The sequence below is a fragment of the Roseibium polysiphoniae genome (assembly GCF_014842925.1).
GTDB classification, from domain to species: domain Bacteria; phylum Pseudomonadota; class Alphaproteobacteria; order Rhizobiales; family Stappiaceae; genus Roseibium; species Roseibium polysiphoniae.
The window spans coordinates 296,580-320,840 of the sequence record NZ_JACYXJ010000005.1; the positions used below are offsets into that span (position 1 = coordinate 296,580).

General features: G+C 58.3%; 20 protein-coding genes and 1 tRNA gene. 13 read left to right on the top strand and 8 right to left on the bottom strand.

Features of this window, described 5'->3' with window-relative positions; all coding sequences use genetic code 11:
- Nucleotides 1-12: 12 nt before the first annotated feature.
- The 7 genes from IG617_RS14445 (at nt 13) to IG617_RS14475 (ending at nt 6,831) form a co-directional block, all read left to right on the top strand.
- Complete coding sequence (locus IG617_RS14445; protein ID WP_192109955.1) at nt 13-1,017, top strand: AAA family ATPase; 1,005 nt, start codon at nt 13-15, stop codon at nt 1,015-1,017.
- 22 nt (nt 1,018-1,039) lie between these two features.
- Nucleotides 1,040-2,044, top strand: coding sequence for a DUF58 domain-containing protein (locus tag IG617_RS14450; protein WP_192109956.1), 1,005 nt, complete (start codon nt 1,040-1,042; stop codon nt 2,042-2,044).
- Nucleotides 2,041-2,511: a DUF4381 domain-containing protein gene (locus IG617_RS14455; protein WP_192109957.1), complete on the top strand. Its 471-nt coding sequence runs from the start codon at nt 2,041-2,043 to the stop codon at nt 2,509-2,511. Before IG617_RS14450 ends, IG617_RS14455 begins: the two co-directional genes overlap by 4 nt.
- Complete coding sequence (locus tag IG617_RS14460) at nt 2,508-3,491, top strand: VWA domain-containing protein (protein WP_192109958.1); 984 nt, start codon at nt 2,508-2,510, stop codon at nt 3,489-3,491. The genes IG617_RS14455 and IG617_RS14460 overlap by 4 nt, the downstream gene beginning before the upstream one ends.
- Nucleotides 3,488-5,032: a VWA domain-containing protein gene (locus IG617_RS14465; RefSeq protein WP_192109959.1), complete on the top strand. Its 1,545-nt coding sequence runs from the start codon at nt 3,488-3,490 to the stop codon at nt 5,030-5,032. The genes IG617_RS14460 and IG617_RS14465 overlap by 4 nt, the downstream gene beginning before the upstream one ends.
- Complete coding sequence (locus IG617_RS14470) at nt 5,029-6,330, top strand: BatD family protein (RefSeq protein WP_192109960.1); 1,302 nt, start codon at nt 5,029-5,031, stop codon at nt 6,328-6,330. The genes IG617_RS14465 and IG617_RS14470 overlap by 4 nt, the downstream gene beginning before the upstream one ends.
- Before the next feature lie 72 nt (nt 6,331-6,402).
- Nucleotides 6,403-6,831: a thiol-disulfide oxidoreductase DCC family protein gene (locus tag IG617_RS14475; RefSeq protein WP_209008490.1), complete on the top strand. Its 429-nt coding sequence runs from the start codon at nt 6,403-6,405 to the stop codon at nt 6,829-6,831.
- A gap of 27 nt (nt 6,832-6,858) precedes the next feature.
- Here IG617_RS14475 and IG617_RS14480 read toward each other — a convergent pair.
- A tRNA-Arg gene (locus IG617_RS14480) sits at nt 6,859-6,935 on the bottom strand.
- A gap of 159 nt (nt 6,936-7,094) precedes the next feature.
- Here IG617_RS14480 and IG617_RS14485 point away from each other — a divergent pair.
- Both IG617_RS14485 and IG617_RS14490 read left to right on the top strand, forming a co-directional pair.
- Nucleotides 7,095-7,994, top strand: coding sequence for a hypothetical protein (locus IG617_RS14485; RefSeq protein WP_192109961.1), 900 nt, complete (start codon nt 7,095-7,097; stop codon nt 7,992-7,994).
- Between the two features lie 44 nt (nt 7,995-8,038).
- Nucleotides 8,039-9,502 (top strand): M48 family metalloprotease, encoded by a 1,464-nt coding sequence (locus IG617_RS14490; protein ID WP_192109962.1) that lies wholly within the window; start codon nt 8,039-8,041, stop codon nt 9,500-9,502.
- A gap of 82 nt (nt 9,503-9,584) precedes the next feature.
- On the opposite strand, the gene IG617_RS14495 is transcribed toward IG617_RS14490, so the two are convergent.
- The 5 genes from IG617_RS14495 to IG617_RS14515 form a co-directional block, all read right to left on the bottom strand.
- Nucleotides 9,585-10,454 (bottom strand): RNA polymerase factor sigma-32, encoded by an 870-nt coding sequence (locus tag IG617_RS14495; RefSeq protein WP_192109963.1) that lies wholly within the window; start codon nt 10,452-10,454, stop codon nt 9,585-9,587.
- Between the two features lie 222 nt (nt 10,455-10,676).
- Complete coding sequence (locus IG617_RS14500) at nt 10,677-11,279, bottom strand: CarD family transcriptional regulator (RefSeq protein ID WP_192109964.1); 603 nt, start codon at nt 11,277-11,279, stop codon at nt 10,677-10,679.
- 432 nt (nt 11,280-11,711) lie between these two features.
- The gene (gene fdxA, locus IG617_RS14505; protein ID WP_192109965.1) at nt 11,712-12,050 is read right to left on the bottom strand and encodes a ferredoxin FdxA; all 339 of its coding nucleotides are present in this window, start codon (nt 12,048-12,050) and stop codon (nt 11,712-11,714) included.
- Nucleotides 12,051-12,237: 187 nt separating this feature from the next.
- Nucleotides 12,238-12,630, bottom strand: coding sequence for a S4 domain-containing protein (locus tag IG617_RS14510; RefSeq protein ID WP_192110210.1), 393 nt, complete (start codon nt 12,628-12,630; stop codon nt 12,238-12,240).
- 20 nt (nt 12,631-12,650) lie between these two features.
- Nucleotides 12,651-15,731: a helicase-related protein gene (locus IG617_RS14515; protein WP_192109966.1), complete on the bottom strand. Its 3,081-nt coding sequence runs from the start codon at nt 15,729-15,731 to the stop codon at nt 12,651-12,653.
- A gap of 604 nt (nt 15,732-16,335) precedes the next feature.
- Here IG617_RS14515 and IG617_RS14520 point away from each other — a divergent pair.
- Entirely contained in the window at nt 16,336-17,067 is a 732-nt protein-coding gene (locus tag IG617_RS14520) for a LuxR family transcriptional regulator (protein ID WP_192109967.1), read from the top strand.
- A gap of 143 nt (nt 17,068-17,210) precedes the next feature.
- A complete protein-coding gene (gene pyc / locus IG617_RS14525) occupies nt 17,211-20,660 on the top strand; it encodes a pyruvate carboxylase (protein WP_192109968.1) in 3,450 nt (1,149 codons plus the stop codon).
- Between the two features lie 79 nt (nt 20,661-20,739).
- Here pyc and IG617_RS14530 read toward each other — a convergent pair whose 3' ends face one another.
- Both IG617_RS14530 and IG617_RS14535 read right to left on the bottom strand, forming a co-directional pair.
- Entirely contained in the window at nt 20,740-21,501 is a 762-nt protein-coding gene (locus tag IG617_RS14530) for a glutamine amidotransferase (RefSeq protein ID WP_192109969.1), read from the bottom strand.
- A 127-nt stretch (nt 21,502-21,628) separates the two neighbouring features.
- Nucleotides 21,629-22,105: a tellurite resistance TerB family protein gene (locus IG617_RS14535; RefSeq protein ID WP_192109970.1), complete on the bottom strand. Its 477-nt coding sequence runs from the start codon at nt 22,103-22,105 to the stop codon at nt 21,629-21,631.
- 300 nt (nt 22,106-22,405) lie between these two features.
- Here IG617_RS14535 and IG617_RS14540 point away from each other — a divergent pair, with 300 nt between their 5' ends.
- Nucleotides 22,406-22,903: a hypothetical protein gene (locus IG617_RS14540; RefSeq protein WP_192109971.1), complete on the top strand. Its 498-nt coding sequence runs from the start codon at nt 22,406-22,408 to the stop codon at nt 22,901-22,903.
- A gap of 44 nt (nt 22,904-22,947) precedes the next feature.
- A complete protein-coding gene (locus IG617_RS14545; protein ID WP_192109972.1) occupies nt 22,948-24,210 on the top strand; it encodes an imelysin family protein in 1,263 nt (420 codons plus the stop codon).
- Nucleotides 24,211-24,261: the final 51 nt, after the last annotated feature.

Genomic DNA, 24,261 nt, shown 5'->3' on the forward strand with positions numbered 1-24,261 from the left:
TTGGATGACCTGATGTCAGCTCCCCTCCAACAGATCCAGTCGCTCAAGGCACGGATGCAGCAATCCATCATTGGTCAGGAAGACGTCATAGACCGCCTGATTATCGGGCTTCTTGCCAATGGCAACCTGTTGGTCGAAGGGTTGCCGGGACTTGCCAAAACGCGCGCCATCAAGGCGATGGCAGAAAATCTGGAAGCCGATTTCAGCCGCATCCAGTTTACGCCGGATCTCTTGCCGTCTGATGTGACCGGCACCGAGGTCTATCACCAGGCCGGCGGCGAAGGCACCTTCCGGTTCGAACGGGGCCCGATCTTCGGGAACATCATCCTGGCAGACGAGATCAACCGTGCTCCGGCGAAGGTGCAGGCGGCCCTTCTCGAAGCCATGGAAGAACGCCAGGTCACGGTCTCCGGAACGACACACAAGATGGACCCGCTGTTCATGGTGATGGCGACCCAGAATCCCGTGGAACAAGAAGGGACCTATCCGCTGCCCGAAGCGCAGATGGACCGTTTTCTAATGCATGTCCTGATCACTTACCCGCCGGTCGAAGACGAGGTAAAAGTGATCCAACTCGTCAGAGCCGAGGAACAAAAGGCTTTCGCCGCACCGGACAGCGGCGACAAGAAAGACGCCCAGCAGGCAGTGAGCGATGCGATCCCACAGTCCGTGATCTTTGAGGCGCGCGCGCAAATTGCCGGCATTCATGTGTCTGACGCCATTGCCAAATACATGGCCGACCTCGTCTACGCGACCCGGACTCCCGAGGCCTATACTGAAGACCTCGGCCGCTGGATTGAAATCGGGGCGAGCCCCCGGGCATCCATTGCCCTAGATAAATGCGGGCGCACTCATGCCTGGCTAAATGGCCGAGACTATGTCGATCCGCTCGATGTCCAGGCCATCGCACCCGACGTTTTCCGTCACCGGCTAACCCTGAGTTTCGAAGCTGAAGGCGACGGCGTTTCACCGGACACTGTGATCCGTGAAATGATCAAGAACGTTGCCCTGACCTAAACCCGACCGAAGGACAGCTGAAATGCGCGACCGCGCAGCCAGAACCCGATCAGGTCTCGCCGCTCAGTCTTCCAAACCGCCGAGCGTTGACGATCCGCGCGTTCAGGTGTCGCTCGAGCAACTGCGGGCATTCGAAGGACGAGCCCGCGCCTTGCGCTTTCTGCCAAGTCAGCCCGCCGCCAGCGTCTTTAACGGCCGGCATGCCTCGCGTTTGCGCGGGCGTGGCCTGAACTTCGAGGAACTTCGGAACTATCTGCCGGGCGATGATCCGCGCACCATCGACTGGAAGGTGACCGCACGCACCGGAAAGCCACATGTGCGGATCTATAGCGAGGAACGCGATCGACCGGCCCTGATCATCGTTGACCAGCGCATGTCGATGTTCTTCGGCACGCGGCACGCCATGAAGTCTGTAACGGCAGCGGAAATCGCCGCGCTCGCAGCCTTCCGCATTCTCGACCAGGGAGACCGGGTGGGCGGCATCGTCTTTGGCGATGACTTCGCCGCTGAAATCAAACCAAAGGCAACAGCGCGTGCGCGCGACCAGTTTCTCTCCGCAATTGCGCGCGCAAATCAGATGTTGCGGGCAGATGCTCCGGTGGTGGGAACCCCGACACCCCTGAACATTCCCCTTGAAACGGCGGCAAAGATCGCCCGTCGAAATCATCTGATCCTCGTGATTTCAGATTTTGATGGCATCGATGAGAAAACCGGCTCTCTCGTCGGACGGCTTGCGAAAACAAATGATCTGGTTCTGTGCCCGGTCACCGATCCGATTTCGCAGGAAATACCAGCCGGTTTGAAGCTCGTCGTCTCTGACGGCAACCTTCAGATCGAACTGGATACGGCAAGCGGTGAGACCCATAGATCACTTTCCGAATACGCCTCGGGACGCCTGTCCGAGGTGCTCAGCTGGCAGAAAACATATGGTCTGCCTGTCCTTCCCTTGAGTTGCGGAGAGGACACCGTTCCACAGCTTCGCCGGTTGACAGGTCTTGCGCCCAATCGGAAACGTGGCCGGCAATGAAAGACGAATGGAAAGGCCTCAATCTGGCCGAACTGGTCGATCTTCTGCAGCCGATGCCCGAGCCCTCGCCCGTGTCCATGGTTCCCCAGACAGCTGGATGGCTATGGTTGGCAGCTGCACTTGCCGCTTGCCTGGCATTTGCGATCTGGCAGGTCGTCAAACACCGCAAGAAGACCGCCTACCGGCGGCAGGCCCTGAAGGAACTCACAAGCTGCTCCAATGATCCACAGCAGTTGGCCGAATTGCTACGCCGAACCGCTCTTTCCGCCTATTCCCGCTCTAAGGTTGCCTCCCTGCATGGCCCGGAATGGCTTTCCTTTCTGGATCGAACCTACGGCGGCACCGCATTTTCTGATGGGCCTGGCAAAGCCATAGCGACTGCGCCTTATCAGGACACCTCCGCCAGCAGTGAGCTGAAATCCCTCGTTCAAACATGGATCAGAACGCACAAGGGGGACGCAGCTTGATCGAGTTCGCGCACCCCTGGGCCTTTTTGCTCCTGCCCCTGCCGCTTGCGGTCTATTGGCTGGTTCCTCCGCACAAGGAACAGGTTTCAGCCTTGCGGTTTCCATTCTTCCGGCGCCTTTCCGATGCCGCAGGGCGCACACCGCAAGCCGGGGCGGTGATCTTTCGACGCACGACCTTGCAGAACCTTGCCGCCATTGCGATTTGGGCCCTTCTGGTTTCAGCGCTTGCCACCCCGGAGCGGGTTGGAGCACCGATCGTCCAGGAAAAGGCTGCCCGTGATGTCATGCTCGCGATCGACATTTCAGGATCGATGGATCAAAACGACTTCCTGTCGACAGAGGGAGAGCGAACCCAAAGGCTGGAAGCGGTCAAAAAAGTTGTCGGGGACTTCATTGAAAGCCGCGATGGCGACCGGGTCGCTCTGATCGTTTTTGGGGCCAAGGCTTTCGTTCAGGCACCCTTTACCGAAGACCTCGCCTCGGTCCGTGCGCTGCTTGAGCAAACCGAAGTCGGCATGGCGGGGCCGCATACGGTGCTCGGTGATGCCATCGGACTGTCCATCAAGACATTTCAAGCGAGCCAAATCAAAGACCGGCTGCTGATCCTGCTCAGCGACGGCGCCGATACCGGCAGCCGCATGACCCCAGTGAATGCGGCTGCCATCGCGGCAAGGGAAGGCATTGAAATCATCTCCATTGGCGTTGGCGATCCCGACGGCACCGGTGATCAACGGCTGGATGAACGCACCTTGACCGACATCGCGGATGCATCCGGCGGCGCCTACTATTTTGCAGGTGATGAAGCCGGCCTTGCCGAGATCTATGCTCGGATCGACGCTCAAAAGCCGCGGGAAGTGGAGACACGCTCCTTCCGCCCTAGGGAGCCGCTCAGCCATTTTCTGCTGGTCTTGGCAGCTCTGACAGGTGTCGGCGCAGTTGCTTTCCTTCATATCCGCAAAGAACGGCGGAGGGTCGCATGACCATCGACCGTCTCACCGATATCCTGGAAGCATTTCATTTCTTCCGCCCGTTGTGGTTGTCAATTCTTGTCCTTATCGCAGCCCTTTGGTGGCTGGTACGCCGGGCCGCGACAAAAGAAATTGACCTGCCAGATGCCATCGCCCCGCATCTGGCAAAAGCCCTGACCATCGGCAGTCAGGGACACAGCCAGCTGCGTCCAATCGATGGTGTCGCCATCCTTTTGGCTCTTCTGGTTCTGGCCGCCGCCGGCCCCACATGGTCACGGGTTTCAAATCCGCTTGTCGCCGATACCGCACCGCTCGTCGTTGTCCTGAAGGTTTCCAAGTCGATGATGGCAACCGACATCCCGCCCAGCCGGCTGGAGCGGGCGAAACACAAGGTTCTCGACCTTCTGGAAGAGCGCGCAGGAGCCAAGACCGCCCTTGTTGCCTATTCAGGAACGGCACATCAGGTCGTGCCACCAACCGAAGACCCTCAGGTGGCCATACCCTTCCTGGAAGGTCTCGATCCCAATGTCATGCCGAACGACGGAGAAGCTGCGCGCGACGCCCTCGCCATGGCGACAGCAATCCTCGCGGATCAGACGGCCCCCGGCGCAATTCTGTTCCTGCTGGACCGGATCACCGATGCGGATCTTCCAGCCTTTGGCGACCATACAGTTGAAGATGGACCAACTGTCCTGTTCTGGCTTGCCAGCCGCGACAGTGGCGCGGCCGAAAAGTTGAACCAGATCGCAGGGACGCCTGTCGTCGAGCTGACGGCGGACCGGAGCGATGTCGCCGCCGTCCAACGCCAGATCAAGTCAGCCTATGAGGCGGCACTTGCGCGCGACGAAAGCCAGCAATGGCGGGATGAAGGCTGGATATTTGCTCTACCGGCCGCTGTCCTGCTTCTCCTCTGGTTCCGACGTGGCTGGACAATGCATTGGGCGGTTGTCCTGTTGGCTGCCAGCTTTGCCTTCGCCACCCCAGATGCACGGGCCGACGGCTGGCGGGGCTGGTTCTTCACACCTGATCAGCAAGGGCGGATGGCCTTTGACAACAAGGACTACCAAAGAGCCGCCGATCTCTTTGAAGATCCAATGTGGAAGGCATATGCGCTCTACCGGCTTGGCAAATACCCGGAAGCCGCGGAGACCTTCGCGTGGCAAGAAAGCTCGAACGCCGCCATTGGGGAAGGCCTCGCCCTTCTGAAGTCCCGGTCCTACCGACCTGCGGTTGCCGCCTTCGAAAAAGCCGTCGCACGTGATCCTCAGAACGAGGCAGCACAGCAAAATCTGGAGCTCGCGCGCTACATTCTGGACTATATTGAAACGACTCGCGAGCAGTCGGATACCGGCCAGGAAAGCGGCATTGGCGCCGATGATGTCGTCTATGACAATGAGGCGGGACGCGGCGCCGACAGCCAACAGCCCCAGGAAGCGGCGAGCGGAGATGCCGCCCCGGAAACCGCCGAACAATGGATGCGTACGGTGGACACCCGCGCAGGCGATTTCCTGAAATCCCGCTTCGCGCTTGAAGCCGCGCGGGGCCCGAGATGATCCGCGTGCTCTTCATCCTATGTTGTCTGCTCTTTGCAGCACCTTCACAGGCTCAGCAAGCCGATACGCCACTGGTCCGCACCTCACTGGACACAGACACCGCAATTCCCGGTCAGCCTCTGGTCTTTCGCGTGACAATTCTGGTGCCGACCTGGATGCCGACGCCGCCCGTGTTCCCGAGCTTTGAAGCCCACAATGTCGTTGTCCGACTGCCATCGCGCGCCTCAAGCCCGACGAGCGAAACGGTCAATGGCGAGACCTGGTCCGGCATTGCGCGCGCCTACCGCCTTTACCCAATGGTGCCAGGCACGTTCCAGGTGCCCGGCGGGCCGATCAAAATCACCTATGCGGACCCGGAAACACGAGAGCCGATCGTGGCCAACGTGGATGTTTCACCCTTCGAGATCACCGGCGAAGCCCCAGAGACTGCAAAGAATTTAAAGCCGTTTTTGGCCGCAAACGCCTTGTCATTGGCACGCCAGGTAGAAGGAACACCAGAGAGCCTTACCGCAGGAGACGCACTAAAGGTCACGACCACGATCAAGGTCACCGGCGTTGCACCCATGTTTGTCCCGCCGATAAAGCCCGGAGAACCGATTGAGGGCCTCAGCGTTTATCCGGCGTCTCCTGTTCTCAATGAGACCGAAAATCGCGGTGAACAATCCGGAACCCGCACCGAAACACTTACGATTGTCGCTGAAAACGCCGGCACTTATCAGATCCCCGCAGAAACCCTCTCCTGGTATGATCTGGAAAATGAAAAAATCGAAACCGCCAGCGTTCCGGCAATCGAGTTGTCCGTAACTGGCCCAGCGGCGGCGGCAGGACCGGAACAAGAGGAATTTGACTGGGCGCATGCTGCCATACGGCTCCTCTTTGTCTTTGTCCTACTCGGCCTCCTGACGATATTGATCCGCAAGGTCGGGCCTCAATTTTCCGCCAGAATGACTGCCTTTCTGGCCCATCAAACGACCACCGAGCAGTTTGCCTTCAGGAAGTTCAAACGCGCGCTTCAAAAGCAGGACTACGCGCTCACACTCAAGTGGCTGAAGATATGGCAAGAACGGCTGGATGGCCCAATTGAGGTGCTGAACTGGACTCCGATTGAAACGTCCTGCTCACTGCTGGGCAGATACCGTTTCGGTGCTCAGGACACCAAAGTTCGCCAAAAACCGGATAAGGCATGGAAGACCCTCCTAAGGGAAGCGCAGGAATTGAGGCGCCGTTCCAGGCTCCGGAGGCACGTCAATTCCAAGGAAAATCTCTCGCCATTGAACCCATCATCCTCCCGGATCTGACGGCTTCGGAAAAGGCGATGGGCAGCAGAAGAAATCTGCTCCCTTAAGCTAGTCGTATCAATCAGAATTCAAATGTCTGATACGCGTGAGGACCCAAGGATGCTGACAGTCTACTATGACGGGAAATGTGGTCTTTGCGCCCGTGAGATCGCCTTTTTCCAAAAGCGCAAGGCAAGCAATCCGATCCGTTGGAATGACGTTGCACGCGCACCCGAGACCCTTGCCGACAGCGGCCTCAGTCAGGCGGAAGCTCTGATGTTCATGCGGGTCGCGGACAACAAGGGCCAAATCCATGGTGGTGTCGACGCCTTTATTCTTCTGTGGGGCCAATTCAGGGGATGGCGGCTATTGGCCCGACTGCTGCAGCTTCCCCTGCTCCACCCTTTGGCAAGCCGCCTCTACCGCCTCTTCGCCAAACTCCGCTTCAGGGCCTATCCCCATTGTCGACTGGCCGCCGAACAGGCAGGCACAACGGCTCAGATCTTGGCTGAAAAGGGATAAATCAAGATAATCAGGAATTGAAAAGATTGGTGATCCCGACAGGATTCGAACCTGTGACCCTCAGATTAGGAATCTGATGCTCTATCCTGCTGAGCTACGGGACCATGTCTTTGCAGATAACATGAAGAGATCGGGTTTGCGAGCCCTCTGCTCATGCGCCATGTGCATTTTGAAAAGACAGCCAAAATGGAGCGAATTCGGTCTTTCACCTGCCGCAATTGATGGCTACGTCAGTAAAGACGTTGGCAGCGGAAATTGGAAACTTGGCTTTCTGCATCCCACTGATTGCGGCGAAAGGCTGCCGGAAATATCTCACGCGACCGAACGCCGACTGTGTGGCGGACGATGAGACGCGGTTATTTCCTTATGTTCCAGAAGCTGTCCTGCTCGCATTCCTTGGCCTGATAACAGGCCCTGCACTGGCAGAAGACATGGGCGTTCACCCTTGCCTGCAAGGAAACGCGGCGTCCTCCGCGGTCGACGTTGGATCCCCGACCTCGAAGGGCCTGTTTCCAGGCCCCGGCAACACGTTCTACACCCTCGCCGACACGAGCGGCGGCTGGTCATCGCTGCACAAGGAGCGGGACCTGACCGCAAACGCGAAATTTCGCGCTTATTCGGCCGGTCCAGCCAACCGCTGGGGTTTCATACCGGCCTGGATCGTACAGGCCAACGGGCCAGGCAGAAAACACCGGCTGCTTCAGGAATATCTTGTTGAGCAGGGTCTGACCGCCGTGGACCCAAGACTTGGCGGTTGGGCCTGCACTCAGCGTCTTATTGAAGCCGAGGACCGGGCCCGCGGGGACAAAAGCGGCCTCTGGCAAACCCGAAAGATCTTCAGCAGCTACTACCCGGAACCGCTTGTTCAGGCGGCAGGGCAACACGTTATCGTCGAGGGGCGCATCGTTTCGCTTGGAAAAACCGACCGCACTCGTTATCTCAACTTTGGCAGATACTGGAAAACCGATTTCACCGCCACCATCGCTGCTGCAAACGAGGACGCCTTTCAGAAGGCGCTTTTAAGCCAGGGGCTGGACTGGAAGGATTTATCGGGGCAGGCAGTTCGTTTGCGCGGTGTGATAGAAGTTCAGGATGGCCCCTTGCTGAGGCTTGCCCATCCCGGGCAACTGACGATCCTTGATCGTGAAGAGGACAGGAAGTGACTGCGCGGCGCGCTCTCAAGCAGGCAATAGCAAGGATCAGGCAGGTGACCGCCGCGGAGACGATCAAGTCTCGGCGATCGGCACCGGCGGCGCTTTCGTTGTTCCTGTTGCTCGCATCCTGCCAGTTGCTTGATACCGGATCACCAGGTGGATCGATTGCACCAGGCTCGCTGCGTCCCAATCTGGCCGAGGACATCGGAGCGCGGGAACACCCCCGCGTCGTTGCAACTTATGGCGGTGTCTACAAGGACGCCGGCGCCGAGCGGGCGGTGGCGAGCGTTGTAGGCCGGCTCGTGGCCGCATCCGAAGATCCGTCCCAAAGCTATCGGATCACGATCCTCAACTCCCCCGCGATCAACGCCTTCGCCCTTCCCGGCGGTTACCTCTATGTCACCCGGGGATTGCTCGCCCTGGCCAATGACACATCAGAGCTTGCCGCGGTTTTGGCCCACGAGATGGCCCATGTCACCTCGAACCACGCGATAGAACGTCAACAGCGCGCCGAAGCCCGCGAGCTCGCGAACAAGATCCTCACCAATGTGGTTCAGGATTCGGCCAAGGCCCGGGCCGCCATCGTCTCTTCCCAGCTTTCCTTCGCCCGCTTTTCCCAGGTTCAGGAACTGCAAGCCGATGTGGTGGGTGTGCGAACACTCGCCAAGGCTGGCTATGACCCCTATGCCGCGTCCCGGTTTCTCAAATCCATGGCCGACTACGCGGCCTATCAGACCGCGCAGAACGACAAGGACAACGCCCCCGACTTCCTGTCATCCCATCCAACGACACCAGAACGCTTTGCCCTCGCGGTCAAATCCGCGCGGCAAGTCGGCGCGCCAGGCATCGGTGAGCGGGACCGCAACCGGTATCTGAGCCAGATCGACGGTATGCTTTATGGCGACGATCCGCTTGAGGGCTTCGTGCGAGGACGTGCCTTCCTGCACAAGGCTCTCGGAATCAGTTTCACGGTCCCCAAAGGCTACATTCTCGAGAATTCGCCGGAAGCCGTTCTGGCGAGCAATGGCGATGGAACCGCCATGCGTTTCGACGGTGCGGATCTCAGCACCCATGATTCGCTCAGTGAGTACATGACATCGGGCTGGATCAACGGTCTGTTGCCGCAAAGCGTTCGGGAAACGACGATCAACGGCCTGCCTGGCGTCGTTGCAGCCGCAATCACCCAGGGCTGGTCGTTCCGGATCGCCGTGCTGCGCATCGGCCGCACCGGCTATCGCTTCATCTTCGCGAGCCGGAACCCCAGCGACGACTTTGAAAAGGAATATCGTCAGACCCTGGAGACCTTCCGGCAGCTGACGCCGACCGAACGCGCGCGCTTGCGATCGCTCAGGATCAAGGTCGTGCAAGCCAAGGCAGGTGACACCAGCCGCCAACTCGCCATAGGCATGAGCGGTGTTGAGCCGTCCCGGCGGCTGGCGTTCTTCCTGGTTCTGAACGGTTTGGATCGAAACGAAAAAATTGAGCCGGGCACGGCGATCAAGCTCGTCGTCGACTAGACATCAACGCTTTGCTCAATGCCGGTCCCGGCCAAGGAGTCGGATGGGGCCGATTGGCTTTTCTTGTTATTGCGCCGTGTTTTTATAGTGAGTAGGCAGCCCTGTCTGGCTGGCTCTCCATCAGCGCGGTTTTCAGCTTCTCCATTGCGCGGCTTTCGATTTGACGCACGCGTTCCTTCGAAATGCCAAGTTTATGGCCGAGGGATTCCAGCGTCGCACCTTCTTCAGACAAGCGGCGCTCTCGCACAATCTTCAGTTCCCGTTCCGACAGAACCTGCAAGGCCGACTTGAGCCAGACACTGCGGCGCTCTTCGTCGATACTTCGTGACACGACTTCATCCTGAAGCGGAGCCTCCGACACGAGAAAATCCTGACGATCAGCGCTCGACCCGTCGGCATCGGACACCGGCGCATTCAAGGACGTATCCGGCCCGGAAAGCCGGGCATTCATCAGGGCGACATCGGACTGTTTCACGCCAATCGCATTGGCAATCTTTTGATGCAGCTCCGAGTCGGTCATCGTTTGCTGATTGCTGGAAAGTTTGGCCCGGAGACGGCGCAAGTTGAAGAACAGGGACTTTTGCGTCGATGAGGTGCCGCCGCGAACGATCGACCAGTTCCTGAGGATGTAGTCCTGGATCGAAGCACGGATCCACCAGGTCGCGTAGGTCGAGAAACGCACTTCCCGTTCCGGTTCAAAACGCGCAGCAGCCTCGAGCAGGCCGACGTGGCCTTCCTGGATCATATCCCCGAGTGGCAGGCCGAAGTTTCGAAAACGGGTGGCGACGGAAATGACGAGCCTCATATGGGCGAGCGTCAATTTCTCAAGCGCTTTTTCATCACGCTGTGACCGCCAACGGACAGCCAGGTCGTGTTCTTCTTCGCGGGTAAGGTAGGGCGCCTTTATAGCAGCCCGAACCATATGGCGTCTTTCTGTCTGAGAAGTGGACATGTGATAGCCGCTCCAGTGTTGTTTGGATACCTTACGTCACGAATGCCATCCTAGATCACCTTTCGGACTTCCAATGGGGACGAGTGCCGCACAATGACGTGAACCAACAACGCGTCACCGCCCTCGGCCATGCAAGATGACCAGCCATAAAAAAAGACCCGGCCGAAGCCGGGTCTTCAAAATCGATTGCCTGAAAAGGCCAGGATTTATGTCGGCAGCCTATCAGGCGGCTTCTTCCTGATCACCATCGTCGTCATCGCCGGATTCGGCGGCAGCGGCAGCTTCAGCGGCAGCTTTCAGACGGCTTGGTGCCTTGGCAAGATTCTGCTCGATCTGCTTCACAGCTTCGGTTTCAGAGCACTTGTCGACGGCCGCAATTTCGCGAGCCATGCGATCAAGAGCTGCCTCATAAAGCTGGCGCTCGGAATAGGACTGCTCAGGCTGGCTTTCCGAACGGAAAAGATCGCGAACAACTTCAGAGATTGCGATCAGGTCGCCAGAATTGATCTTCGCTTCATATTCCTGCGCGCGACGGCTCCACATTGTGCGCTTGACCCGCGGGCGGCCACGAACAGTCTCAAGAGCCTTCTTGACCGCAGCGGGATCACCCAGCTTGCGCATGCCGACAGAAGCAATTTTCGCAACCGGAACCCGCAGGGTCATCTTGTCTTTCTCGAAGACGATGACCAGCAGTTCGAGGCTGTGCCCTGCTACATTCTGTTCTTCAATGGCAGTGATCTGACCGACGCCATGTGCCGGATAAACGATATGTTCTCCAGTTTTGAACCCCTGACGCTGCGCGGCCTTCTTTGTACCTGTTGCCATTCTCGTTATTACTCCTGCGCAGTTGCCGGTCTGCCAGACCGTTATTTGGACCGCTGGATGCGGTTCAATGTTCTTCTCTTAACGCACGCAAAGTCACCGGCGGTCCCTGCTGGAACGCCTGTTGATATCGGGCGCGTCTGGGTGGTCAGCCGTTGCAATCCACTCTACAAGTTCGATCAGTCATACGAAACGCGTGATCCTGCTCACAATCCCGTTCGGATTGCGGTTGCCAAAACCTCCCAACCGGGAGATCAGCCAGTGGTTGAACGACTATCTGGTAAATATAACACAGCTTTGCGGAAATTTAAAGCTTTGAGAAGATGACGCACGCGTCACCGCAACCATGCGCCTTCGGAATGGCTGCTTTCTGCGCACTCCGCACGCGCTGGCTCTTGATAAAAGACCCCGAATTCCCGCGGCCTCATGCTTCGATCAGGCGTCTGCCGGAGCCTCGGCAGAAAAATACTCTTCGAGCTTGTTTTTCTTGCCGTCAAATTCTTCGGCCTCGGGCAGAGCGTCTTTCTTCTCAGTGATGTTGGGCCACTTCTCAGAATACTCGGCGTTGAGCTCGATCCATTTCTCCAGGCCAGGCTCGGTATCCGGCAGAATCGCCTCAGCAGGGCATTCCGGCTCACAGACGCCACAGTCGATGCATTCGTCCGGATTGATGACGAGCATATTCTCGCCCTCGTAAAAACAATCGACCGGGCAGACTTCGACACAATCCGTGTACTTGCACTTGATACAGTTATCGGTGACGACGTAGGTCATCGCAATCCTCTAATGACGGCGGTTTTGCCATCCCTTGTTGCCGCTTCAAAAGCGGTTTCGGGAAAACACCTTTATCTAATCGCGTTGGGTATCCCGTTTAGACAGCTGGCGCAAGCGTCGGCAACTGCGCAAAATGTCCCTGTCTGGAAACTCTTGCTCCAGATCGGCGGTCGGCCGGATTCTTGTTTCAATCAGGTTCTCGGAAGGCATCCATGCGGCGCCGATCACGCTTTGTAGGCCGTCCTGCGCCGGCTTCCCGCTGTGCCGGAACCACTGGCCTGTCGGTCTTTTCAGGCGGAGGCGGCGACATATCCTCATACAGGAGCTGTGCTTCCGCAAAGGGTCCGCGCCGCGTCCCAAGAGCCACCACCTTGAGGATCAGAATACGACGCTCCAGACCGATTGTCAGAACGTCGCCAACCTTCACGGTCTTGCTGGCAGAGGTAATCTTGTCCTTGTTGACGCGGACATGGCCACCAGAGGCCAACTTCTGCGCCAGCGATCGTGACTTGGTGATCCTGGCAAACCAGAGCCACTTGTCGACGCGAAGGGCGCCGGCCGAACCTGCGGGCGGCTGGATGGTATCCCTGTTCGCCGAAGTCAGGACTTGTCCTTCTTGTCCATGCCCTCCTTGAGAGCCATGAGCGCAGCAAAGGGCGAATTCGGATCGATCGGCTTGTCCTTCTTGGGTGCCCGATCGTTTCGTGCCGGACCGCCAGAGGACTTGGAACCGCCGCCTTTGCCACCTTTCGGACCATTGCGCGGACCGCCGTGACGTTTCTCGCCGCGCTGATCGCCTCGGCCCTGGTCACCACGTGCCGGACCGCCCTTGCGATTCTCACCACCGCGCCGGTTGTCTTGACCGCGCGGCCGAGGGCGACGGTCGCCACGCCCCGGACGCCAGATTTCGATCGTAACCGTTTCCATTTCAACGGCTTCAGCCGCGTCCGCTGAGACGTCTTCGACTGCGTCAGCGCCAGCATCCGTTGGCTCACCGACGCTTTCCGAAGGCTCCGTCGCCTCGGCCGAGGTTTCTTGAGCAGCTGGACTGTCGTCGGTAGATTCGCCCGACGCGGACTCCGTCGGCGCCTCGGCGGTCGGCTCTGCCGGAGCCTCAACAGTTTCAGAAGGAGCTGCGGCCGCCTCGGCCGGCGTTTCTGCGTCAGCCTCGGACTTGGGCGTTTCTTCAGGCTTGGCCGCAACCGGGCGCTCGACTTCTTTGGTCTCAAGGCGATAACCAAGCGACTTCAGGATCGCCGTGAAATCTTCACCGGCACAGCCAAGCAGCGAGGTCATGGCCACAGTGACCGTGAAACCGCCGCCCTGGGCAATCGCGCCTTCAGGAGGACTCACCTCGGCATCGAGAGGCTTCCAGGCCACAAGCGGCCGGATAAGATCTGCAAGCCGCTCCAGAATATCGACGCGAACAGCCCGCGGACCGCACACCCGGAAGCCAACCACCTTGTAGAGGGCCTTGTCGATGGTTTCATCGACCGGAATAGAGGTCCTGCCCGACGCTGAAAGCTGAGGCAGGTCACTCAGACCATTCATGTCCAAAGCGCCATGCTTCAATGCCCAGAGCTGGGAAAGCAGCTGGCTCGGAGCCGGCTTCAAGAGCGCCGGGACATAGATGTTGTAAGCGCCGAAACGAACACCGTGCTTGCGCAAGGAGGCCCGCATGTCCTGGTCGAGCTGCCGGATCTCGTCAGAAGCTTCCTGGCGCTCAAGAATGCCCAGACCTTCAACGATCCGGAAGGCAACGCCGCGAGCAAGCCCTTCAAGGCCTTCCGACGATTTCAGATCGACCAGCGGCTTCAACAGCGTTTCGATCTGCGCCTTGATCCAAAGATCCAGACGCTGCTGCACTTTTTCGCGCGCAGGACCCGTCAAATGCTCGTCCGCCAGCAGCAACACGGAAGGCGTCAATACCTCTTCACCGGCGGCAACCTTGGCAACCGCCTCGCCACGCCAGCGAATCGTGCCATCGGCGGTCAATATGAAGTCGGCATTTTCAGAGCGGGAGAGCTTGTCGGCCCGGCCCTCGATTTCGGCTGCCAGGGCCTTTTGGGCCGCTGCGCGCACCGTTTTTCCGTCCGGCCCTTCGGCCGCCGCATCAGGAGCAAACCGGAAGCCAAGCAGATTCCCGATGTGCTGACCTTCCACGAGCACATCGCCGCTCGATGTAATTTCCGCTTCCAGCATGGCGTTCTCTCTCAAACGTCGCATCAATACACTTGTGCGCCGATCCACGAACCTCTGCGTGAGGCGATCGTGAAGCGCATCAGATAGTTTGTCTTCAATGCCGCGGGTAACGTCCTGCCAGTGCGCCGGATCGGCGAGCCAGTCGGGTCTGTTCGCGACATATGTCCAAGTCCGGATGTGAGCAATCCGGTTTGCCAGAGTGTCGATATCACCATCCGCTCGGTCTGCGAAGGCCAATTGACGGGTAAACCAGTCATCTGCAATCGCACCGTCTTGCATCAGATGGGTATAGATCGTGCTTAAAAGCTCTGCATGATTGGCAGGCGCGATCTTGCGATAGTCAGGCACCTGACACACATCCCAGAGCGTTTCGACCGCTTTTGGGCCCTTTGCCATGGCGGAAATGCCTGAATCGCGCAACAAATGCTCGAGTGCATTGATATCATCGCCGATCGGAGCGCGTGCCAGCCCGTCCTCGCGAGGCACTGCATCAAGCGATGCGCGCAGGCTCGTCGAAGATGCAAAATCCAGACGACTGTTGCGCCATTGCAGCACTTTTAGGCTGTTGAAATGATGATTTTCGATCTGTTCGACCAGCTCGTCGTCGAGCGGATCGACGCGGCCAGTCACTCCGAAGGAGCCATCACGCGTATGACGGCCAGCCCGGCCGGCGATCTGCCCCATCTCTGCGGCGGTGAGTTGCCGGTACTGATAGCCATCGTATTTTCGATTGCCCGCGAACGCCACATGGTCAACATCGAGGTTCAGCCCCATGCCGATCGCGTCCGTCGCGACAAGATGCTCAACATCACCGTTTTGAAACAACTCGACCTGAGCGTTTCTCGTGCGGGGACTGAGCGAGCCGAGCACCACGGCGGCCCCTCCACGCTGACGGCGGATCAACTCGGCGATGCCATAGACCTCGTCGGCAGAGAAAGCGACAATCGCCGAGCGCGGCGGCAAGCGCGAAACCTTCTTTGAGCCTGCATAAGTCAAGACCGACATGCGCGGCCGGGTGACCACGTTCAAACCGGGCAGAAGCTTCTCCAGGAGAGGGCGGACCGTCGCCGCGCCAAGCAGCAGCGTTTCCGACTGACCGCGCAGATTCAGAAGCCGGTCGGTAAAGACATGCCCGCGGTCAAGATCTCCGGCCAGCTGAACTTCGTCGATCGCAACGAAATCGGTCTCCAGATCAAGTGGCATAGCCTCGACGGTCGACACCCAGTAGCGGGGTGCCTTCGGAATGATCTTTTCCTCGCCAGTGATCAGGGCGACCGCATCCGTGCCGGCGCGCTCCTCGATCCGGCCGTAAACTTCGCGCGCAAGCAGACGCAAGGGCAGACCGATCAGACCTGATTTATGCGCAAGCATGCGCTCGATGGCGAGATGGGTCTTGCCCGTGTTCGTTGGTCCCAGAACCGCCGTAACAGTTCTGGACCGCGCCGCAGGAGGCAGGTGCATGTATGGGGAACGTGGCATGGAGAGGCTACAATGTCAGTTCGGTTCGGCAAGCGCCCCGGAACGCGGCCATGGCTTCAAGGTGGAGGCTGTCTAGCACACAGGGCGAAGACATGTCCCCCCTTCATTTGTCGACGCCTTGCCTCCCAGAAACCGCGAAAAGAACGACTCTGGAACAAAACTTGATCGAATCGGCGACTCTCGCTGATTCAGGTTTCGTTCTCTACGACATGTGGATTTCTCGGGACGGCAAGCCACGAAATGCTGAATCGGGGCAGAGTCTTGGACGAAAATCCTGCCAGATCGATTCAGCAACCCGAAACCTGTCAAGCATTGACTTCCCGTTAAGAGCTCGAACGAAAATCAGAGGCTTTCCGATACGGCTAATACGGAAAGAGAACAGAAACCGCACGAATCACCCATTCCGCACGGTTTTTGATTTGTTCACGCAAAGTATAGTCAGTTTCAACACACAGCTGGCTAGATATTGTAGTTGTGAATCAATACCGTTCGCAATCTAATGAAAATTATTTACTTTATTGTTCCTATTTGGGACGATTTCTGCCCAATATTCAGAATCCAAAGATGCATCCAGCGACCGTAAGTTCGAGAAATGGGACACAAAATGAATAAGGAGCGTTTTCACCACGCCCTCGATTTTACTGAGACGGTCGCCAAGACCCAGACAATTGACGATGCCGAGAAATGCCTCGGCCAACTGGCCGCGGACTTTGGTTTCTCGATCTATGTCCTCGCAACATTTACCGGCCCTGGCTCACTCACAGATCCCTATCTGCTCGCCTCGGGTTGGAATGATGAATGGCAAGACCGTTATCTTGGGCGGCAATACATCGTCGATGATCCTGTCGTTCTGCGCGCCGCCCGAGGATCCGATCCGTTTTTATGGAACGACTCGAAAAATGATCCGGGCGTGACGCCACGTGGACTGGAAATCCTGGAAGAGGCACGAAGCTTTTCGCTGAACAACGGCGTTTTCATCCCGGTCTATGGCGCGAAAGGCATGGAAGGGTCTCTTGCCCTTGGCGGCGAGCATGCTGATCTCGGACCGGATGATATGAAGGCACTGCACCTCGCAGGTCTCTATGTTTATGCCCACACGGTGAAGATCGCCCAGACAGCCCCCAAGTTGGAACAGGACAACATCTCGCTGACAAACCGCGAAATCGAGTGTCTGAAATGGACAGCAGCGGGCAAAACCAGCTCTGACATCGCTTCAATCCTTGGCATCTCACGACATACGGCAGACTGGTATCTCAAGGAAGCCACATTGAAACTTGGAACGGGAAACCGGACCCACGCGGTCGCTGAGGCCATGAGATTGAAGTTCATCGCCTAGGGCAGAAATTCTAAGGAAACTCGGCGCGGTATTTTCAAAAAATGAATAGGGCATAATCGCTGCCCCTTTTCTTATTTCCCCGACCAAAGTAGAAATCCCATGGTCAGAGCTGCAGGGGCGGCACTGGTGCACCATTGGGAGGGATGCTTTTGGCAATTCGCAAGATTCTCGTCGCAAACCGGTCTGAAATCGCTATCCGCGTATTTCGCGCCGCAAATGAACTCGGACTGAAGACGGTTGCGATCTTCGCCGAGCAGGACAAGTTGGCACTGCACCGCTTCAAGGCCGATGAGGCCTATCAGGTCGGCAAGGGACTTGGTCCGATTGAAGCCTATCTGGCCATCGACGAGATCATCAGAGTTGCCAAACTGTCCGGCGCAGACGCCATCCATCCAGGCTATGGCCTGCTGTCCGAAAGCCCGGAATTTGTCGAGGCTTGCGAAGAAGCCGGTATCATTTTCATCGGCCCCAGACCTGAAACCATGCGACGCCTCGGCAACAAGGTGGCCGCACGTAATCTGGCGATCGAAGCAAGCGTACCGGTCATGCCGGCGACCGATCCGTTGCCGGACGACATGGATGAGATCAAGCGCCTTGCGGCTGGTATCGGTTACCCGGTCATGCTCAAGGCATCCTGGGGCGGCGGTGGTCGCGGCATGCGCGTCATCCCGGACGAGGAAACGCTTCTGCGCGACGTCGTTGCAGCAAAACGCGAGGCGCGTGCAGCTTTCGGCAAGGACGAGATCTACCTGGAAAAGCTGGTCCAGCGCGCACGCCATGTCGAGGTGCAGATCCTGGGCGACGGCGAGGGTGGCCTGGTTCATCTGTTCGAGCGCGATTGCTCCATCCAGCGCCGGCACCAGAAAGTCGTCGAACGCGCACCGGCTCCCTATCTCGGAGATGAGAAGCGCGCCGAACTCTGCGAATACGGTCTGAAGATCGGCCGCGAAGTGAACTACCGCGGCGCCGGCACGGTCGAATTCCTGATGGATGCGGACACGGGCGCGGTCTATTTCATCGAGGTCAATCCGCGCGTTCAGGTCGAGCACACAGTGACTGAGGAAGTCACCGGCATCGACATCGTCAAGGCGCAGATCCAGATCGCAGGTGGCGCGAAAATTGGACAGCCGGAAAGCGGTGTGCCGAACCAGTCAGAAATTCGCCTGAACGGCCACGCCCTCCAATGCCGTATCACCACTGAAGATCCTGAGCAGAACTTCATTCCGGACTATGGCCGGATCACAGCCTATCGCGGCGCGACGGGCTTCGGCATTCGCCTCGATGGTGGAACCGCCTATTCCGGTGCGGTCATCACCCGGTTCTATGACCCGCTTCTGGAAAAGGTGACCGCTTGGGCGCCCACCGCTGAAGAAACCTGCAAGCGTATGGATCGCGCGCTGCGCGAGTTCCGGATCCGAGGCGTCGCAACCAACCTGGTGTTCCTCGAAAACATCATCGATCACCCGGATTTCCGCGCGAACAACTACACGACCCGCTTCATTGACGACACGCCGAAGCTGTTCGAACAGACCAAGCGGCAGGACCGGGCAACCAAGCTCTTGACCTACATCGCCGATGTGTCCGTCAACGGCCATCCGGAAACCCGTTCCCGTGCGCGGCCGGCACAAGATGCCATGCTGCCGGAAGTTCCGTTTTTCGGCGACGAAAAGCCAAGCGGCACCCGCCAGCTTCTCGATCAGCTTGGCCCCAAGGGCTTTGCGGACTGGATGAAGGCCGAAACCCGGACCCTGGTCACAGACACCACGATGCGGGACGGTCACCAGTCGCTTCTCGCAACCCGGATGCGGACCAATGACATCGTCCGGATCGCCGATGCCTATGCCTCCGGCCTGCCGGATCTTTTCTCGCTGGAGTGCTGGGGTGGCGCCACCTTTGATGTCTCGATGCGCTTTCTCACGGAAAGCCCCTGGGAGCGTCTGCGCCTGATCCGCGAGAAGGCGCCCAATATCCTGCTGCAGATGCTGCTGCGCGGCTCAAACGGCGTTGGCTACACCAACTACCCGGACAATGTGGTGAAGTTCTTCGTCGCTCAGACGGCGGAAAATGGCGTCGATCTGTTCCGTGTCTTCGACTGCCTGAACTGGGTTGAAAACATGCGCGTTTCCATGGACGCCGTCCAGGAAGCCAACAAACTCTGCGAAGGCGTGCTTTGCTACACCGGCGACATGCTCGACAGCGCACGTCCCAAGTATGACCTGAAATACTACGTCGGCCTTGCCAAGGAACTGGAAGCCGCCGGCGCCCATATCCTTGGCATCAAGGACATGGCAGGTCTGTTGAAGCCGGAAGCTGCGCGGATCCTGATCAACACGCTGAAACAGGAAACCAGCCTGCCGATCCACTTCCACACCCATGACACGTCAGGCATCGCTGCGGCGACCGTTCTCGCGGCAGTTGAGGCTGGCGTCGATGCGGTGGACGCCGCCATGGATGCCCTTTCGGGGCTCACCTCCCAGCCCTGCCTCGGCTCTATCGTCGAAGCGCTGCGCGGATCCGAGCGTGAAACCGGCCTCGATCCGAAGACCATTCGACAGATTTCCTTCTATTGGGAAGCCGTCCGCACCCAGTACCGTGCGTTCGAGAGCGATCTGCGCTCAGGCGCTTCGGAGGTCTATCTTCACGAGATGCCGGGCGGCCAGTTCACCAACCTCAAGGAACAGGCGCGGTCGCTCGGCCTCGAAGCCCGCTGGCATGAGGTCGCCCAGACCTATGCCGACGTCAACATGATGTTCGGCGATATCGTCAAGGTGACGCCGTCTTCCAAGGTTGTCGGCGACATGGCGCTGATGATGGTTTCGCAGGGGCTGACAATCTCTGACGTTGAAGACCCCGCCAAGGAAGTCGCCTTCCCGGACTCCGTGGTTCAAATGTTGCGCGGTGACCTTGGACAGTCTCCCGGCGGCTGGCCTGCTGCCATCCAGGCAAAGGTTTTGAAGGGCGAAAATCCGATCACCGTCCGCCCGGGCTCGCTGCTGCCCGAAGCTGACCTTGCCGCCCAGCGCGCAGACGCTGCAGAAAGCGCCGGACGCGAGATCGATGACACGGATCTTGCTGCCTATCTGATGTATCCGAAGGTCTTTCTCGACTTCGACAAGGCGCAGCAGCAATACGGCCCAACCTCCGTGCTCCCGACTCCGGTCTATTTCTACGGACTGGAAGCAGGCGATGAGATCCTGATCGAACTGGAGCCGGGCAAGACGCTGGTCGTTCGCTGCCAGGCCATCGGTGAAACCAACGAGGACGGCGAAAAGAAGGTCTTCTTCGAGCTGAACGGTCAGCCACGGATCATCAAGGTACCAGACCGCGCCCATGGCGCTGCTGGCGCCGGTGCGAAGCGCAAGGCCGAAGACGGCGACGAAAGCCACCTCGGTGCACCGATGCCAGGTGTCATCTCGACCGTCGCGGTCAAGGCTGGTCAGAGCGTTTCGGCAGGTGACGTGCTGCTTTCCATCGAGGCGATGAAGATGGAAACCGCGCTGCACGCGGAAAAGGACGGTGTGGTCGCGGAGGTTCTTGTGAGCCCGGGCACCCAAATCGATGCCAAGGACCTGCTGATTGTCTTTGAGGCCTGAGTGAAAGCGAGCGCCGGCATCATGTCGGCGCTGGTTTCCCCATTGGCTGCGCATCTGCAACCATGACAAAGTCGGAAGTCTATTCGGCTGCTGTCCGGTCACGAAGACCGCAGGATGCCGGTGCTTCGGCGGTGCCGATCCACAAATCCAGAAAGCGATCCAGCCAGGCTTGCACCGCTGCATCATAGATATACCGCCCGGCGAAGTGGTCTCCGCGTTGCTGCGCCCCGGGCAAAGACATGCGCGGCGCGCCTTTGGTCGTCCAGCGCACGAGCATTGAATGGGTCAGCTCCGGATGAAACTGGATCCCGAAGGCGTTGGTGCCATAACGGATCGCCTGATTGGCATAGGTCGGCCCGGACGCCAGCAAGTCACAAGAGGCAGGCAGGTCGAACCCTTCCCGGTGCCACTGGTAGACCTTTTTGGGCCAGGTCATCAGTATTTCGCCCGCAGCCGTCGGCTGAAGCGGATAATAGCCGATCTCGACAAGCTCATCCCGATGCGAGGAAACGGTACCGCCCAGCTGTTTCACCATCATCTGCGCTCCAAGACAAATGCCGAGAAACGGCTTTTGCTCGCGCAGTGGCACCTTGATCCAGTCGATTTCCTTGAGAACAAAGCCGTCCGGATCATTCGCGCTCATCGGCCCGCCGAAAATAACGGCGCCTGCATGGTCAGACATGGTCTCCGGCAGGCTGTCCCCAAATCGAGGCTTTCGAACATCCAGCGCAAATCCACGCTTGACCAGTTCCTGACCGACACGTCCGGAGGAAGAATTCTCCTGATGCAGAACGATCAGAATTTTGGGTCGGGAAGAGCGTGTAAAGGATTCCAGTCTCATGGAGTTAAAGTGTAGTCCATTTTGAAAATCGGTCGAGCCTTTTCGCAAGCTCATAACAATGTTCGAGCTCATAAATGAGGCGCACGCGCTCTAAGTGAGGCACCGGCATCCTGATCAGCGCTCAGCCTTAAGAGCTCTCACCGCTTTCCGGCGCTGTCTTGGCGACCTTTTGCCGAAGCACCATGCGGTCCCGCGTGGAAATGCCGAGCAACTCTGCCACCCGCCAGATTGTGTTGTCCTCGAATTCGTGGACATGGCCGTCGGCATAGACGATTTCCCACATCATCTCCACGATCGCCAAACGCTCGCTCTCGTCCGCGGTCCGCTTGAGCACAGACGTGAAGCCGTAAAGATCGACGGCTTCACTGTCGCGCTGCTTCGCAGCCTTGATCAATTCGGTCGTCTCAGCATCGTCGAGCCCGTAATGGGCCTGCAAGATCTCCCGGAGCTTTTGACTTTCTGACTCCTCGATCACGCCATCAACGTCGATCAGGTGAAAAAGAAGGGCGGCAGCCGCAAGACGTTTGTCGTCTTCGGCAAATTTTACTTTGCCACTGTCACCGGTAGTTACTTCGCGAAGGAATTGTTTGAAGGCAGTGAGCATGAATAACGTCCGACCAAAATATGTGTTTCTTCACGGCTGGCCAAGCATATGACCAAGCCGTCCGCATCTGAAGCTAAGAGTTCGCTCCCAGCAAGGCAAACAGACTTTATGAGCTAGGGGTTCGTTCTAGGTTTACAACATTCGAAATTTTACAAAGTTCCCAATTCGGAATGCAAGCCTCCTGTTTTTAACAATTCTAATCTATTGTTTTTTCTGCGTTTTATACTTGACTTAGATATTCATAAAATGATTTCTGCCGCTAGGAGATTTCGGGCGCGAAAGACCTCAGGAGACACCGGCATGACCGGATCGGCATTGCCAATCGACATTCAGGAACGAGCGGAATGGCTCGTGGTCGAGGGTGTGCGCCGCTACATGACGGGATTTTCGACCGGCGACATCAGCTGCTGGGAAATGGCCTGGGACCTTTACGCGGGAGAACTCGGCAAAAGCCGCGCCCGCCGACCCGTATCGGAGCTGTCCTGCTACACCCGCGCTCTCAACACCCATGCGGCGCGTCATTTCTGTCTCTTCCCCTATGAATGCAGGAAGCTGTGTCAGGACGAGTGCCTGCTTGCAGCGCTTGTTGCCGCAGCACAGGCCGACGACCGAGAGGCCGTTGCGCGCATCAGCGCGGTGCTTGTGGCTCAGGAAGGGCTTGAAGAAACCATCTTCGCCGCAACCGAATTCGCCGCCTCCCTGAAGGACTGCGGCCTTCTTCTCAAGACGGTCGACCTGTCCAGCATGACCCTGGATGAGTGCCCGTTGAAACAACTCAACTCTCGATTTCACCACTGACCGCAGCAGCAGCGCGGCCTCCTGATAAAATGAGGAAACTGACCATGAAATCCATCAAGTACGGCCTTCTCGCCGCAACGGCCCTGTTCGCGATGCCCGCCCTGGCGGCAACGCCAGCCGACGTCCTGAGCACATATGGCGACGTCGCCGAAGCAACCTTCACGGACTCCCTTGTCACCGCCAAGGAACTCCAGGCTGCAATCGATGCTCTCATCGCAAACCCGAGCGATGAAACACTTGCGGCCGCCCGTACAGCCTGGATCGCAGCACGTAACCCTTATCAGCAGACTGAAGCTTACCGTTTCGGCAACGCCATCGTTGATGACTGGGAAGGCAAAGTGAATGCCTGGCCGCTGGACGAAGGCCTGATCGACTATGTTGATGCGTCATATGGCGAAGAATCCGAAGAAAACGCCTTCTACGCGGCCAATGTGATCGCAAATGCAAGCCTCAAGGTCGGCGGCGAAACCATCGATGCGACGGAAATCACACCCGTGTTCCTGGCTGAGCAGCTGCAGGAAGCCGGTGAAGTCGAATCCAACGTTGCAACCGGCTACCACGCCATCGAATTCCTGCTCTGGGGCCAGGACCTGAACGGAACTGAAGCTGGCGCCGGCAACCGCCCTGCCACCGACTTCGATCCGGCCAACTGCACAAACGGCAATTGCGACCGCCGTGTTGCCTATCTGAAGGCCGCGACCGAGCTTCTGATCACCGATCTTGAGGAAATGGTCGCTGCATGGTCCGATGGTGGCGCAGCACGTGAAGAACTTGGCGCCAAGGGTGAAGCTGGCGGCCTCGCCACCATCCTGACCGGCATGGGCTCCCTGTCCTACGGTGAACTCGCCGGCGAACGCATCAAGCTCGGCCTCATGCTGCATGATCCGGAAGAAGAGCATGACTGCTTCTCCGACAACACGCACATGTCTCACTACAATGACGTTGTCGGCATCCGGAACGTCTACTTCGGCTCTTACAAGAGCGTTGCAGGAAACGACGTTGACGGTGCTTCTCTTGCCGATCTCGTCGCCGAGAAAGACGCAGCCCTGGCCGAAGAAATGAAAGCCAAGCTCGACGCCACTCTGGCCGCATTCGAAGTCATGAAGGCACGCGCCGAAGGCGGGGAAGCCTATGACCAGATGATCGGCGAAGGCAACGATGAAGGCAACGCAGTCGTTCAGGCCGTGGTTGACGCACTTGTCGATCAGACCAAGTCCATCGAACGGGTTGTCGAAACTCTGAACCTCGAAGCAATCGCCTTTGAAGGTTCCGACAGCCTCGACAACCCGAACGCTGTGTTCCAGTAAGAACCATGATCATCGGCGGGCGAATGGACGCAGTGTCCATTCGCCCGCCGG